The following is a 13,853-nucleotide window of genomic DNA, read 5'->3' as shown; positions in this document are numbered from 1 at the left end:
GGAGACACCCTTGCACGCAAACAAGAAGAAGACTGCAACTCAGGATTCGCAACTTGCCGGCTTGTCAACAGACAGCCCGTTGCGCGGGTTTGTCGGCTATAACCTCAAGCGCGCCTATATGTCGCTCCATAGCGATTTCGTCGCGAGCCTGACTCATCTTGATCTCAAACCGACCACCTTCAGTGCTCTTGCCATCATCAACGAGAACCCTGACATCAGTCAGACGGACCTGGCCCGCGCCCTTGCAATGGAGCGGTCCAATATTGTTGTGATGGTCGACGAGTTACAGTCGCGCGAGTTGATCGTGCGCAACAAGGTTCCGACCGACCGTCGGGTATATGCACTGCGCACAACACCCAAGGGCATCAGCCTGTTTCACGAGGCAAGCCTGGCGGTTCAACGTCACGAAGAAAAACTCCTCGAAGATTTCAGCCCCGAAGAACGCGACCTGCTGGTGCGGATGCTGATCCGTATTCAACAGGTCAGGTAACTCCAGGATCAGGTAAGGTTACATGCTGCGACTGTCTCGTGAAATTCGCATTGAATGGGGTCACTGCGACCCGGCCCGCATTGTCTATAACCCGAACTATTATGACTGGATGGAAGGCGGCCTTCTTGCCTTGCTGTCAGCCGCCGGGTTCGACCTTGCCACAATGATTGCAAAGGATGCGGACTTTCGCGGTACTCCGCTTGTGCGCGGCGATGCCAGCTTCATGGCACCGGCGCGGGTGGGCGACCTGATAGTTCATCATGTCGAAGTATCGCGCTGGGGCACCAAGTCTTTTGACCTGAAGCATCAGTTCACATTGGGCGACATCACGCTGCTTGAAGGATCGCAGACCCGTGTCTGGGCCCGTGCCAACCCGGATATTCCTTCAAGTCTGGCCGCCGTTCCTGTGCCCGATGCCGTCAAGGAAGCCCTGTCAGAAAACAGGACCATCCGACTGACCATCCATCAGGAAACCCGGCCCCAAGAGACACAGTCGTGACCCTGTTCAAAGCTCCGATTGACGATATTCTGTTTGCCCTGTCAGTGACTGGCGACCAAAGCACGATTGTCCGACACGACTTTGACGCCGAAATCACCAGCGAAATCCTGAACCACTTTGCCCGCTTTGCCGAAGACGTAATCGCCCCGATTGACGAGCCGGGTGATCAGGAAGGCTGCAAGATCGAAAATGGCCGGGTCAAAATGCCCTCAGGTTTTCGCGAAGCCTATGAAGCCTATGTCGAACAAGGCTGGCCGTCGATTTCACTTCCCGAAGAATTTGGCGGGCAGAACGCGCCGGAATCGGTCTGTGGCGCAATCAGTGAAATTCTGGCCGGTGCGTGCCATTCGTTTCAGATGGTGACCGGACTGGCACCTGCGGCGGCAAGACTGATTGCCCAATTCGGCACGGACAACCAGCGCCTGAACTGGTTGCCAAAACTGGCATCCGGCAGCCACCTTGCAACGATGTGCCTGACCGAACCGCAGGCCGGGTCGGACCTTTCTGATATCCGCACGGTTGCAACAGAGAACACCGATGGAACCTGGACCCTCCATGGTGAGAAAATCTTCATCTCCGGCGGGGATCAGGACCTTAGTCAGGGTATCTTGCATCTTGTTCTGGCCCGGACCGGCATACGTGAAGAAGGTGTGCGGGGCCTGACCCTTTTCCTTTGCCCATCGCATGACGAAAATACAGGGCGCAACAAGGTTCATGTAACCCGGATAGAAGAAAAGATGGGCCTGCATGCATCCCCGACCTGTCAGCTGACATTCGATGGCGCGCACGCCGTACCGGTCGGTGAGATTGGCAAAGGATTGATGTGCATGTTCACCATGATGAATCATGCACGCCTTGATGTCGCCTTGCAGGGGGTGGCCCATGCCAGTCGCGCGCACCACATCGCAAGAAGCTACGCCACTGAACGTAAACAGGGGCGCGACCGCCGGACAGGACAACTGGTCAGTATCGACCAGCATTACGATGTCGCACGGATGCTCGGTCGTCAGGACATGCTGGCAATGACCGGCCGGATGATGGTCTACAAGACATTCGCCCTGATGCAGGCAGACACCCATGCAGATCTCGTCGAATTCCTGACACCGATCTGCAAATCGTTCTGTACCGATGCCGGGGTCGAAGCCGCCCAGATTGGTATTCAGGTCCTGGGTGGATACGGATATTTGCGCGAGTACCGTGTAGAACAAACGCTACGCGATGCGCGTATCTGTCAGATATATGAAGGCACGAACGGCATACAAGCCCTTACCCTTGCCAGCAGATTGACCCGCCACAAGGATTGCGCAAGTACCAAGGCATTTGCGGAGTTCATTAGGGGACTGATCGCCTCATCCGATAACGGCACCGGTACCGCCGCAGACCTTCTGGATTACTGGTTGCAGATGACCTCGCAAATTATCGCAAGCGATACTCCCCAGCAGTTTGCTCATGACTATATGCAAATCAGCGCCGCAACATACGGGATGGCACTTTGGACGCATCTGATCAATCAGTCGTCATCACCCCGATCTGCCCGCTTTGAGAAGTGTTTTGATCTGGCACGGGAATGGGGACAAAGTACGCTGGCTTGTTGCAAGGCACGCGAGACATTTGCCTGAACTGTCCAACCAGATGCAGACCCGGACAAGTTCAGTCAACATCGAGGTCATTAAAGGCATCGATCTGACCATCGAAGACGGCGAGTTCTGCGTTTTTGTTGGTCCTTCGGGCTGCGGAAAATCGACCTTGCTGCGCATGATTGCCGGGCTCGAGGACATTACCGACGGAACGTTTGCGATTGACGGCGCAATTGTTGGCCAACCTGAAACCTTCCTTTTCGATGAGCCATTATCGAACCTCGATGCCGAACTTCGGGTCCATATGCGCACCCAGATTTCGGAACTTCACAGTCGCCTGAAACGCACGATGATCTATGTCACCCATGATCAGGTCGAAGCCATGACATTGGCCGATAAAATTGTCCTGTTGCGGGGCGGAAAGATTGAACAAATCGGATCCCCGCGTGACCTTTATGAACGGCCACAGAACCTTTTTGCAGCACAGTTCATTGGTGCGCCGAAGATGAATATCTTCGAACTTGAGGGTGATTTTTCATCCTTGCGAGAACGCCTGCGTCTTCCGGCTGACGCACATTATTGCGGCATTCGGCCCGACAGCTTCGACATCGTTGCAGATGGTGACGGTATTCTGTCGGTCACCGTGCGACTGGTCGAATATCTGGGCAATGCATGCCTAGTTCATGCAGAGATCAAAGGGCATGACACGATCATTATCGAACAACCCGTTGGCACACACCTTAGCCCCGGCAACCGTATCTCGCTGTCATCGGGCCCCGACGCGGTTCACGTATTTTCAAAAGATGGATGCCGTATTGGCTATTCAATCGCGGGATCGAGCCTGACGCAAACACAATAGCAGCATGGGTTTCATGCTACTATTGTTTGATTGCCGCGGACGATGCCAAAAGCTTTTCGACCAAAATCGAACCAAAATCACTACATGACAGCGTCCCGGAAATGTCCGTTGTTCGCGTCTCCGGATTTTTCAGCATTTCCGCAATCGCCTTATCGAGACGGTTCGCAGCCTGCTGCAAATCGTTGCGGCCGGTTGCAACGCCTTTCCAATCCAGAAGCAAAGCGGTCGACAGCAAAAGCGATACGGGGTTGGCGATATTCTTGCCTGCAATATCCGGCGCGGAACCATGCGACGCCTGCGCAATCGCATTCTCATCCCCGACATTAAGCGACCCGGAAAGCCCAAGCCCGCCTGCCAGTTCGGCCGCCTCATTTGAAAGAATGTCACCAAACATGTTGGTGGTAACAATCACATCAAACGCACCAGGCGTTCTGACCAGAAGTGACGCCATGGCATCAATATGTTCTTCACGAACCTGAAGCCCGCCTTGCTCAGCGGCGGCTTTCTCTGCTTCGGATAGAAACAGACCGTCGCTGAGCTTTAAAACATTGGCCTTGTGCACAATCGTCAGGTGACCGCGACGCTCGGCAGCCAATTGCGCAGCATATGCCGCGACCCTGTAACTGCCCTGACGTGTCACCTTGCGCGTGGCAAGTGCAAGATCAGGGGTCGGCATAACTTCGCCCGTGCCAGCATACATTGTGCGATCTGCATAAAAACCTTCTGTGTTTTCACGCACAATCACCAAATCCATATTCCCGACTGCCGAAGGAAGGCCCTCAAACACCTTTGAAGGCCTTACATTTGCGTACAAATCCAGATTGATGCGCAGTGCCGCCGATGGGTTGATACCGCCCTGATCCGCCGGTGGGTAATGCGCGGTATCAACCGGTCCGAGAATAGCCAAATCGGCTTTCCGCACACGTTCGATTAGTTCTGGCGTAATGGTGGCGCCATGCTTTTCAAGCGACGTAAATCCGACGTCTTCACTGCTAAACTCAAGTCCCAGGGAAAACGAACGGTCCAAGGCCTCAAGCACATTGCGGGTAACAGCGGTAATTTCCGGTCCGATACCGTCACCCGGCAACAAGACAACATCCATCAATCCGGAACCTCCGTCAGAATGTTTTCGGGAACAAGAACCCGACCCTCAAACAACCGGCGTGCCGTGCGGATCACCCCGCCCGATATCACCGAGAGATTGGGCCCTGATCCTTCAATCGTCAGTTCCACAGCTATCATGCCACTTGGGTGCTCGATCTGGATCCATTGCTGCGGCTGAGCCTTAAGATTGATCATACCATCAACAATACTTCCGGAAAGGGACGCGCAACTGGCAACACAGATCGCACCCGTCACCGCATGGGTCGCATGGCAATTATGCGGAACAAAATAACGCGAGGTAATATCACCACCTTTTGTTGGTTCGGACAGAATAGCCATTTTGGGCACAACCTTGCCAGCACAGTCGCCCAGCCCCATAAGTTCCGATGCCTTGCGACGAACAGCTTCCATCCGCGCGATCAAATCTGCATTGCCGTCAAGCTGTGCCTTTGTTTCGTTACCCTTGAGCCCAAGATCGCGGGCACGAAACATCACCATCGGCACCGCCACATCAATACAGGTCACTTCAAGCCCGTCGATATAGTTGATCGGCTTGCCTGTGGGCAGGAGCCGGCCGGTTTTACTGCCCATGATATCCTTGAACCGCAATATCAGGGGAGATGCCGTACCAGGTACGCCATCAATCGCCGCATCACCACTATAGGTCACCTTCCCACCGGGCGTTGCGACCAATACATCAACCAATGCACCAACGTTTTTATTGTAAATCCGGACCAAAGTTTCATCGCCTGTAACAGGCACCAAACCGGCCTCGATCGCGAATGGTGCAACGGCGGCGGTCATGTTTCCGCAATTCGGATTAACATCGACCTCTGCCCTGTCGATGGCGACCTGGGCAAACAGGAATTCGACATCTGCATCCGGTCGACTGGATGGTGCAACAATGCATGATTTGCTGGTTAACGTATCGGCACCGCCAATACCGTCAATCTGACGTTTGTCCGGTGACCCCATCGCCGCAAGCAAAAGGCGATCACGTGTAGCGACATCTTCGGGCAAATCACTGGCCAGAAAGATCGGCCCCTTGGAAGTCCCGCCACGCATCATCACGCAGGGAACCGCATGTTGGTCATTAACAATCACAATGTTTTTCATGTCGATCACCCCAGCGGCCAAGGAAGTTCAATCAGGTTCTGAAGCATCCCTGCCGGGAAATCGAGAACCAGCGACCATGCGAGAATGCAAAGCCCAATTACTGCAAACCCGGTCAAAAGCAGCGTCCTGAGCCAAGATGCGTTGGCCTTGATCCGAAGGAAGGCAATAAAGAAGCCGGTAATTGCAATCAGGAACCCGAACACAGCGGTTCCAGCCACCAGCCCGGCGACCCACAACACGTAGTGCCAAAGCCCTGCAGTCGGTTTCAGGTCCTGATGATCAAGATCATATTCATGATCGAAATTGGCGGCGTGTGAGGCGGGTGATGACACCAACTGCCAAATCAGGATAGCCGAGGCGATCAACATCACAACCGACACAGCACCGGTAAAGACGCTGCCAAGGAAGGAATGCTGGGTTGCATCCCAAATACCAAAAGCAAAGAAAGCAAAAAGTCCGCCAGCAAACATGATTTGCGGCCAGCGTTTCGGATTATGGGAATGACTGCTTTCTTCTTCTTCAACCGGATTTGCCGGGTGCTTGCGCATGCCCATAAGAACGGAAATTATGGTCAGAGCCGCGATGATCAGTACACCTGGACGTGTCAAGAATTCCCAGTTGTAGAATTGCAGTGCTTGATAAAGATAAGTCTCGGTATTGGATGCCAGCACAAACCCGATCAGAAACGCCGGGCGCGGCCAACCAAAACGTTTCATGAGCACGCCAAGAACACCAAGCGCCAACAAGGCGATCATGTCCGAGAGGGAACGCGTTGCCTGAAAAGCTGCGAAACAGATTACCGTAATCATGAAGGGCGCAAGATAGCCGTACTTGATTGTCGTCAGACGTGAAACGAACGGCGAGATCAGCAGCGCACCACCGGCACCGACCACGTTGGCAATCGCAAGCGACCAGATAATCGTGTAGGTAATGTCAAGATCACGCCCCACCATTGCGGGACCGGCTTCAAGGCCAATCAGCACCATCCCGCCAAGGAAAACGGCCATGCTGCCAGATCCGGGAATGCCGAACAGCAAGGTTGGCACAAGCCCACCGCCCTCTTTGGCGTTGTTCGCACTTTCCGGTGCCAGAACACCGCGAATATCGCCCTTGCCAAACTGGGATTTGTCTTTTGCAGTCTGGACGACATGACCATAGGCGATCCAGTCGACGACGCTTCCGCCGAGACCAGGCAAAGCACCAACGATACTGCCAAGACCAGCACACCGCAGACACAGCCATTTGTGACGGATCATATCCCGAACGCCATCACGCCAGCCCGAACCAAGGGTACCCTTGTCCGAAATAGAGCGATTTTGACGGCAAAGATCGATGATTTCAGGAAAAGCAAACATGCCCAACCCGACAATCACGAGCGGCAAGCCATCCATCAGATAAACAGAGTCAAAGCTCATGCGGAGTTCGCCAGTGGCTGGTGCTGCACCAAGTGCCCCCAGCAACAGACCAAGACCTGCCGCGACAACACCCTTGGGCAAGCTTTTACCGGCCAGAACGCCAACCATCGACAAGCCCAGAACTGCCAGCATGAAGAGTTCGGCCGAACCAAATGCCAAAATCAGAGGCCGGGCAATCACGACGAAGCCGGTCAGAATAATGGCACCCACCAACCCACCAACCAAAGAGGCCGAAAATGCAGCTCCCAGCGCACGGGCACCATGGCCCTTTTTTGCCAGCGGGAACCCGTCAAGAACTGTTGCTTGTGATGCACTTGACCCCGGTATCCCCATCAGAACCGATGTAAAGGTGTCCGATGTTGGGATAACCGCAACAAGCCCGATCAACATGGCAAGGGCAGAAATCTGGTCCATGCCGTAAATGAAAGGCAAAAGAAGAGATAACCCGACAATTCCACCCAGACCGGGCAGAATGCCAACAACCATGCCCATTCCAACGCCCAGCAAAAGATAGATCAGATGGGTTGGCTGCGCGAAATGAGACAGTGCCGTCATCATTGCATCTAGCATTTGGAAACTCCGTCAAAAGACAAAGTTCGCCCGTTCCCTTAAAACGACCAGACAGTCGAAGGGTGAAAAAAGCGGGGTGGATAAAACCACCCCGATCAGGAAACGGGAGACTTCAGATTTTCAGTTAGAACTGAACCGAATATTTATCGGTCAGCCATTTTTGTACCCACTCACGGGCTTCATCAGGAACGTTCACGGCCTGACGGAAAATGCGTTCGGCAGGTTCGCCAACGATCTGTTTGTACTCGCCAAGAGTTGCCTGTCGATCTGCGACGAAGCTCTCGTCCTCAGTCGCAACCTGAGCGGCATGACGATAGGCCTGCACGATTTCTTCAGGCGTATCTTTGGGCAAGAAGACCATCTTCTGTGCCGGGAAACCGGCAATGAAAAATGCTTTGTAAGCTTCCCACGCAGGTCCTGAAGGCTTTTCACCCTTCATGATCTCGTATGCTTCAGGGAAGCTCGGAAGGTCAGGGAAGGAAGGATCGCGCACGATATTGCCATCGTCATCAATCGCCCCCCACGAGAACAGCGGAACAGCACTACCAATATCGACAAGCGGCGTGACGTTGTTGATAAACGCAGACGACGTCTGGTAGTCAATGTTGACTTCACCACGCTCAAAGGCAAGACGACCAGCCCCGCGACCTTTCATGCCAAACACCGCATCGACATCAAGTCCCAGCAGTTCGAATGCAAGCAAAGGAACAAGATCAAGGGATGTCGCGCCCTGACTGCCGTAACGCAACTTGACGTTTGCAAGTGCTTTCATGTCAGCGGCCGACTTGAGCCCAAGATCAGAATTCACGTAGACAACACCGCCGGTCGGCGAAGCCAGAACGACACGCCAGTCCCGCATTTCGTATTGCACGCGCTTGTCACGCAACAGATACGGAAACTGGGTTGAGCCAGACGTGCCAATTGCGGTTAAGCCGTCGGGCTCGGCCCGGGCCTGAAACTGATTGGCACCAGAGGTAGAGCCGCCACCGGGAATATTTTTGACGACAACAGTCGGATTTCCCGGCAGAAAGACACTGAAATACGGCGCCCAGAAACGCCCCCAGGTATCAGTACCACCGCCTTCGCCAAACGGAATGATCAGCTCGACGCGGTCTCCCTCGAAGTTGGCATCCTGTGCGGTTGCTGTGCCGGCAAAGCCAAAGACAATTGCCGCAGCCGCACATGCGCCTTTGAATGACAGATTAAAGTTTTTTCCCCATGACATGGGCGTTCCCTCCGTAACGGTTGTTTTCTCTCGAATGGAAGGAAAGGAACCTGTGACGCACATAGCGACATCAATTGTCTGTTTCCTCCCGTTCAGGCTTTCGGCTGTTGTTGTTTTGTGACCGGTCGTTGCCGGAAGTACCGTTTGCCTATGACGGAAAAACTAAACGAAAAAGCTGTCAGTTTGCTGTCGATGGGCAACTTTTTAATTTTCGAAGCTGTTTTCAATGTTATTTAAGGTAAATGCGCATTCTGATCGTAGAAGATAACCGTGTTCTGGCTGATAAAATCGCTGCCGCTCTTCGGCAGACCGATCATGCTGTCGATCTGGTTCACGACGGCGAAGACGCTCTGAACCTTGTTCTGCAAGAGACGTTCGATCTTCTGATTCTCGATTTATCGCTTCCGGGACTCGACGGAATTGAAATTCTGAAAGCCGTACGCGCCCGCCAAATCAATTTGCCGGTCATGATCCTGACCGCGCGCGGCAATCTGGATGAACGCGTTGCCGGTCTGGATGCCGGGGCCGATGACTATATGGTCAAACCGTTCGAGTTGTCGGAACTCGAAGCCCGGGCACGGGCCCTTTTGCGACGGAATATTGGAAAGCGTAATCCCTTCATCACAATTGGAAAGCTGACATTCAATTCGGTCGACAGATCCGTGATGATTGATGGACAACCTGTTTCGCTAACACCGCGCGAACGCGGAGTTCTTGAAATACTGCTTCTCAATATCAGCCAGGTGATCAGCAAGGAAAAAATCGCCCTGCATCTTTTTGGCTTTGACGATGAAGCCAGTGTAAAATCAATCGAACTTTACATCAGTAGACTACGCAAAAAAATTGCATCAGGTGATGTCGAAGTCCGGACTATTCGCGGACTTGGTTACATGATTGACGAATGACCGAAAACGCTACAGTTATATCGACATCTTTACGCGCAAGGCTTTTGCGCTGGCTTTTGCTGCCTGGCCTCATGCTGACATTCGGACTGCTGGCGAAAAACTACCTGACCGTCAGTGAAATGGCCAATCGCATTCAGGACAGGCTTCTGGTTGCACTGGCGGTAACGATATCCGAACACGCCATTAATTCCGGAGGCGACCTTTTATCACGTGATATCGAGTTGCTGCTGGAGCAATTCACACGCGAGAACACCTATTACCGGGTACAGGGTCCTGACGGGGCATTCGTAACAGGTGATTTCGGCCTGCCACGACTGCCTGAAGGTGTTACGCTGGAACCCGGAGTACCCCATTTTTACAATGCACATTACCGCAACGAGGACGTGCGTGCGGTGACCATGAAGTATCTGGTCGCAAATCCATCCTCGAACATTTACGGCTGGGTTACCATCGACGTCAGCCAAACGCGTCGCGAACGCGATAATCTGATTTATGACGAACTGCTGGGGTCGACCACCGATTTTATGGTTTTGATGTTTCTCGGTGGCGTTTTCGCATGGATCGGCGTGTCACGCGGCCTTGCCCCACTCAGACGGCTTCAACAGGCAATTCGGCGCAGATCAACTGACGATTTGCGTCCAATCCGCCACGCCATGCCCAAGGAAGTCACCGAAGTCGTCAAGTCTCTCAATGCCCTTCTGGCACGTCTGGAAAGCTCCATAACTGCTAATCAGCGTTTCATCGCCGACGCATCACACCAGCTACGCACCCCTCTTGCGACGGTGCAGGCCGAAGCCGAATGGGCTTTACGGAATGCCCGCAACCCGGAAGATCGAGAGGCGCTTGAACGTATCGTTGATCAAACCCGGCAAACGGCCCGGCTTGCCAGCCAGCTTCTCAATCTGGCGCGAGTATCGCCCGAAGGTCGAAAGGCCGTTCGCTACGAGAAGATCAATCTGTTGGCGCTTGCCGCCTCTGTTACATCTGGCATGGTTCGTCAGGCAATCCGCCACGATATTGATCTGGGCTTCGACGACCAGAGTGAAGGCATGAACTGTGAAATCGAAACCGGCAACGAGGTTCTGCTTCAGGAAATGCTGAGCAACCTGATCGACAATGCCATTGTATATGGCACACCCGGTACGATTGTGACGGTTCGTTTGATTGGTGCCGGTGTTGCTGTGGGGCCTGTTCTCGAAGTTGAAGACAACGGGCCGGGAATACCGGAAAAAGACCGAAATGCAGTTCTGGAACGTTTTGTCCGGCTTGATGAGCAAAATGGTCAAGGCTGCGGCCTTGGACTTGCTATTGTAAGGGAAGTCGCTGACGCACATCGGGCAACATTGACACTGGAAGACGGTAAGGACGGTGTCGGTCTGAAGGTCCGGATTGCGTTCCCGCTTTAACCGGTTTTATCTTTCTCCGCCCCAAAACTGCATGACAATGCGGCTGGCACACCATGCGCCAGCCTTTGAGAATGTGAAATTCAGGCAGCTTTACTATCCTGGCAAACACCAACCACCTGTTTGTGATCATTCTTCTCCACTGCAAATACAATCAGCGCAATCAGCCGGTAAAATCCGTGAATAAATTTGCCATATGGCATGGACAAAAACAGGGTCATCACAACACCAAGATGAAGACTTAGCATCACCCCGACATAGTGCGTATCGCGCAGAAACATCAGACAAAGTCCGGTAAAACTTGTCAAAAACAGCAAAACCAGAAAACTGACATCCATACCTTTGTTCATTTTTCCCATGGGCGCCGCATCTGCCTTGGTCTTGAGCATCAACAGACCCGCTGGTCCGACAATAAGACCAATCCCGCCAAGGATGCCCAAAAGCTTTGGCAGGCTCAAATATCCATAAGGTGCGGGAAGATCGAAGCCATAATGTAATATCGTGGCAGATGATGTTGCAGCGAAGCACAACATAAAGCCCCAGAACGTCATTTGATGGAACCAGCGTCTTGCCATCGATGGCGTTTCACCCGGATATGAACACCCCTGACCATTACCGCCATCAAGGTATTTAAGTGAAAGCGCATCCTTTATCCCTTGCATGATACGGGGATAGTCAAGCCGATGCGGACTTGGCAAGTTCATTGTCCGCCAGAACTTGACAACAGACCCCGCCAGCGCGAGCAATACCAACCCGCCAACGGTGCCAAACATTGTCGCCAGGACATTGTGTGAAATGACACCATAAAATGCATTCTCATGCGCTGCGAAGAAATCGGCCCCTGTCAAAATGGCGGTCGCGCCAAAAAACAGCGAGATTACGAAGACGGACAGAAGACTGACCCAAAGACCGTTATTGGCAAACAACTTGCCCATAAAGCCCGGCCAAGCATAAACCCCGTAATTCTCCTGCCGCAGTTCCGCCATCGCAGCCGGGACATTAAGCTGAAATTCGTGCGGCGGCGCATATTGGCAATTGTGGTAGCAGGCCCCACAGTTATGACAAAGGTTTGCAAGATAATCGAGTGTATCCGAATTGAATTCCAACCGCAGTTCCATGGCCTGGAAAACAGCGCAATGTCCCTCGCAATAGCGACAGGCATTGCAGATCGACATCACGCGGGCGGCTTCGGTTGTTTTATCGGTTGAGCGCATAATCGGCAGCCTCGCTTCCTGCAATTCGTCCAAATACATTTCCAATCGTCATGCCGATCCCGGCAAGGTACCCTTGGCCCAGAACATTTCCGGCCATGATTTCTCCCGCAGCAAAGATGTTTGGACTTTGGGTCCCGTCCGCCATCTGCATCTGTGCCTTTTCGCTGACCTCAACACCGAGATAAGTGAATGTGATGCCGGGTCGGAGTGAATAAGCGCTGTAAGGGGGATGATCGAGTGTGCGGGCCCAGTTGGTCTTGTTCACAGAAAGCCCGGTGGTGTGAACCCCATCCAGTTCGGTGTGATCAAATTCTCCCGGTTGAACCGCCGCGTTATAGTCAGCAACGGTTTTCTCCAGCGTTGAGGCATCCAGACCGATCTTTTGCGCCAATTCGCCAATCGTGTCGGCAATTACGGCCGGGAACACGGGGGGCATAAAGGCACCACGTGCCTTTTGGTCAATAATGACATGGGCGACCTGGTCAGGCTGATCGGCGACAAGGCGCCCCCAGATCGCGTATCGTTTTGGCCAGAAATCCTCGCCTTCATCGTAAAATCGCTCGGCATTCTTGTTCACCACAATGCCAAGCGACACGCAGTCAACCCGCGTGCAGATTCCGCCGTCAAACTTTGGCGCACGGCCATCAATTGCAACCGCATGGCACTGATTGGGCTCGCCGATTTGCCGGGCTCCGGCATCCAGCAGCATGCGCAACAGATCACCTCGATTATAGGGTGTTCCGCGGATCAGGAAGTTTTCGGCAATGTCCCCCCATGCCTCTTTCAACCACTCGATATTCGCTTCAAACCCACCAGCTGCAGCAACAAACGCGGTGGCCGAGATCGCATGTCCACCAACCTTGAGGCCTTTGAATTTTCCATCTGCAATATCGACAGACGAGACCATCGCATCGTAGTGGACTTCAATACCGAGCTTTTCGGCGTAGCGGTAAAGGGCATTCAACAGCTGCTTTCCCCCGCCCATAAAGAAGGCGTTGGTTCTGCCCAGATGCAGAGTCCCGCCAAGTGGCGGCTGAAACTGAACACCGCGCTGTTCAAGCCAGGCAACGGCCTCTGTCGAATTTCGCAAAGTCATACGCGCCAGCGTTTCGTTGGTCTTCCCCTTGGTCACGCGCATCAGGTCATCCCAGTATTCCGCCTCGTCATAGGTCCCGCTCAAAACCGACAGGGGGCCGACATGCATCGGACGCAAATTGCGGGTATGCCGAGTGTTCCCCCCGCGATGCGTTCTGGGCGCACCTTCCAGCAAGCACACATGAGCGCCCTTCTCCGCTGCGACAATTGCGGCAATAAGTCCTGCCTGCCCGCCACCCGCGACAAGAACATCGTAATGGTCAAATTCAGTTTTCACGACGTCTCCATCTTTCTTCGCATTTAAGTGGATACTCTTGTATACAATTGTCCGCAAACTTGAGATTTCTGAAAGCGTGTGTCAAGTTAAAACCCAAACCACAC

The 13,853-nt window shown here is 53.4% G+C and carries 12 protein-coding genes; 6 read left to right on the top strand and 6 right to left on the bottom strand.

The features are described from left to right. The first annotated feature begins 10 nt into the window (after positions 1 to 10). The 4 genes from WA318_RS05735 to WA318_RS05720 are packed head-to-tail and all read left to right on the top strand — an operon-like array spanning position 11 to position 3,425. Positions 11 to 490: a MarR family winged helix-turn-helix transcriptional regulator gene (locus WA318_RS05735; RefSeq protein WP_336080252.1), complete on the top strand. Its 480-nt coding sequence runs from the start codon at positions 11 to 13 to the stop codon at positions 488 to 490. Between the two features lie 22 nt (positions 491 to 512). After that, on the top strand, positions 513 to 989 hold the full coding sequence (locus WA318_RS05730; protein WP_336080251.1) for an acyl-CoA thioesterase: 477 nt from the start codon (positions 513 to 515) through the stop codon (positions 987 to 989). Beyond that, a complete protein-coding gene (locus tag WA318_RS05725) occupies positions 986 to 2,608 on the top strand; it encodes an acyl-CoA dehydrogenase family protein (protein ID WP_336080250.1) in 1,623 nt (540 codons plus the stop codon). The genes WA318_RS05730 and WA318_RS05725 overlap by 4 nt, the downstream gene beginning before the upstream one ends. Positions 2,609 to 2,621: 13 nt before the next feature. Continuing rightward, complete coding sequence (locus tag WA318_RS05720; protein WP_336080439.1) at positions 2,622 to 3,425, top strand: ABC transporter ATP-binding protein; 804 nt, start codon at positions 2,622 to 2,624, stop codon at positions 3,423 to 3,425. 19 nt (positions 3,426 to 3,444) lie between these two features. Here the strand turns inward: WA318_RS05720 and WA318_RS05715 are convergent, their stop codons facing one another. The 4 genes from WA318_RS05715 to WA318_RS05700 form a co-directional block, all read right to left on the bottom strand. Next, positions 3,445 to 4,527, bottom strand: coding sequence for an isocitrate/isopropylmalate dehydrogenase family protein (locus WA318_RS05715; RefSeq protein WP_336080249.1), 1,083 nt, complete (start codon positions 4,525 to 4,527; stop codon positions 3,445 to 3,447). Beyond that, a complete protein-coding gene (locus WA318_RS05710) occupies positions 4,527 to 5,645 on the bottom strand; it encodes a 4-oxalomesaconate tautomerase (RefSeq protein WP_336080248.1) in 1,119 nt (372 codons plus the stop codon). Before WA318_RS05710 ends, WA318_RS05715 begins: the two co-directional genes overlap by 1 nt. A gap of 5 nt (positions 5,646 to 5,650) precedes the next feature. Further along, positions 5,651 to 7,630 (bottom strand): tripartite tricarboxylate transporter permease, encoded by a 1,980-nt coding sequence (locus WA318_RS05705; protein ID WP_336080247.1) that lies wholly within the window; start codon positions 7,628 to 7,630, stop codon positions 5,651 to 5,653. A 124-nt stretch (positions 7,631 to 7,754) separates the two neighbouring features. After that, positions 7,755 to 8,855, bottom strand: coding sequence for a Bug family tripartite tricarboxylate transporter substrate binding protein (locus WA318_RS05700; RefSeq protein WP_336080246.1), 1,101 nt, complete (start codon positions 8,853 to 8,855; stop codon positions 7,755 to 7,757). A gap of 242 nt (positions 8,856 to 9,097) precedes the next feature. Between WA318_RS05700 and WA318_RS05695 the strand changes: the two genes are divergently transcribed. Together WA318_RS05695 and WA318_RS05690 are read left to right on the top strand one after the other, a co-directional pair. After that, on the top strand, positions 9,098 to 9,760 hold the full coding sequence (locus WA318_RS05695; protein WP_336080245.1) for a response regulator: 663 nt from the start codon (positions 9,098 to 9,100) through the stop codon (positions 9,758 to 9,760). Further along, positions 9,757 to 11,166 carry a sensor histidine kinase gene (locus WA318_RS05690; protein WP_336080244.1) on the top strand — a complete coding sequence of 470 codons (1,410 nt, stop codon included), beginning with the start codon at positions 9,757 to 9,759 and terminating at the stop codon, positions 11,164 to 11,166. The genes WA318_RS05695 and WA318_RS05690 overlap by 4 nt, the downstream gene beginning before the upstream one ends. 80 nt (positions 11,167 to 11,246) lie before the next feature. On the opposite strand, the gene tcuB is transcribed toward WA318_RS05690, so the two are convergent. After that, positions 11,247 to 12,377: a tricarballylate utilization 4Fe-4S protein TcuB gene (gene tcuB / locus WA318_RS05685; protein WP_336080243.1), complete on the bottom strand. Its 1,131-nt coding sequence runs from the start codon at positions 12,375 to 12,377 to the stop codon at positions 11,247 to 11,249. After that, complete coding sequence (gene tcuA, locus WA318_RS05680) at positions 12,361 to 13,749, bottom strand: FAD-dependent tricarballylate dehydrogenase TcuA (RefSeq protein WP_336080242.1); 1,389 nt, start codon at positions 13,747 to 13,749, stop codon at positions 12,361 to 12,363. The genes tcuB and tcuA overlap by 17 nt, the downstream gene beginning before the upstream one ends. Positions 13,750 to 13,853 lie beyond the last annotated feature (104 nt).

The sequence above is a fragment of the Thalassospira sp. CH_XMU1448-2 genome (assembly GCF_037027285.1).
Classification (GTDB): domain Bacteria; phylum Pseudomonadota; class Alphaproteobacteria; order Rhodospirillales; family Thalassospiraceae; genus Thalassospira; species Thalassospira profundimaris_C.
This window is presented reverse-complemented; position numbering and strand designations above follow the sequence as displayed.

What these genes read in the sequence shown, in the direction of transcription:
- WA318_RS05700 (WP_336080246.1), bottom strand. Translation starts at nt 8,855, where the DNA reads ATGTCATGGGGAAAAAACTTTAATCTGTCATTCAAAGGCGCATGTGCG.
- WA318_RS05715 (WP_336080249.1), bottom strand. Translation starts at nt 4,527, where the DNA reads ATGGATGTTGTCTTGTTGCCGGGTGACGGTATCGGACCGGAAATTACC.
- tcuB (WP_336080243.1), bottom strand. Translation starts at nt 12,377, where the DNA reads ATGCGCTCAACCGATAAAACAACCGAAGCCGCCCGCGTGATGTCGATC.
- WA318_RS05710 (WP_336080248.1), bottom strand. Translation starts at nt 5,645, where the DNA reads ATGAAAAACATTGTGATTGTTAATGACCAACATGCGGTTCCCTGCGTG.
- WA318_RS05705 (WP_336080247.1), bottom strand. Translation starts at nt 7,630, where the DNA reads ATGCTAGATGCAATGATGACGGCACTGTCTCATTTCGCGCAGCCAACC.
- WA318_RS05695 (WP_336080245.1), top strand. Translation starts at nt 9,098, where the DNA reads ATGCGCATTCTGATCGTAGAAGATAACCGTGTTCTGGCTGATAAAATC.
- WA318_RS05720 (WP_336080439.1), top strand. Translation starts at nt 2,622, where the DNA reads ATGCAGACCCGGACAAGTTCAGTCAACATCGAGGTCATTAAAGGCATC.
- WA318_RS05690 (WP_336080244.1), top strand. Translation starts at nt 9,757, where the DNA reads ATGACCGAAAACGCTACAGTTATATCGACATCTTTACGCGCAAGGCTT.
- WA318_RS05730 (WP_336080251.1), top strand. Translation starts at nt 513, where the DNA reads ATGCTGCGACTGTCTCGTGAAATTCGCATTGAATGGGGTCACTGCGAC.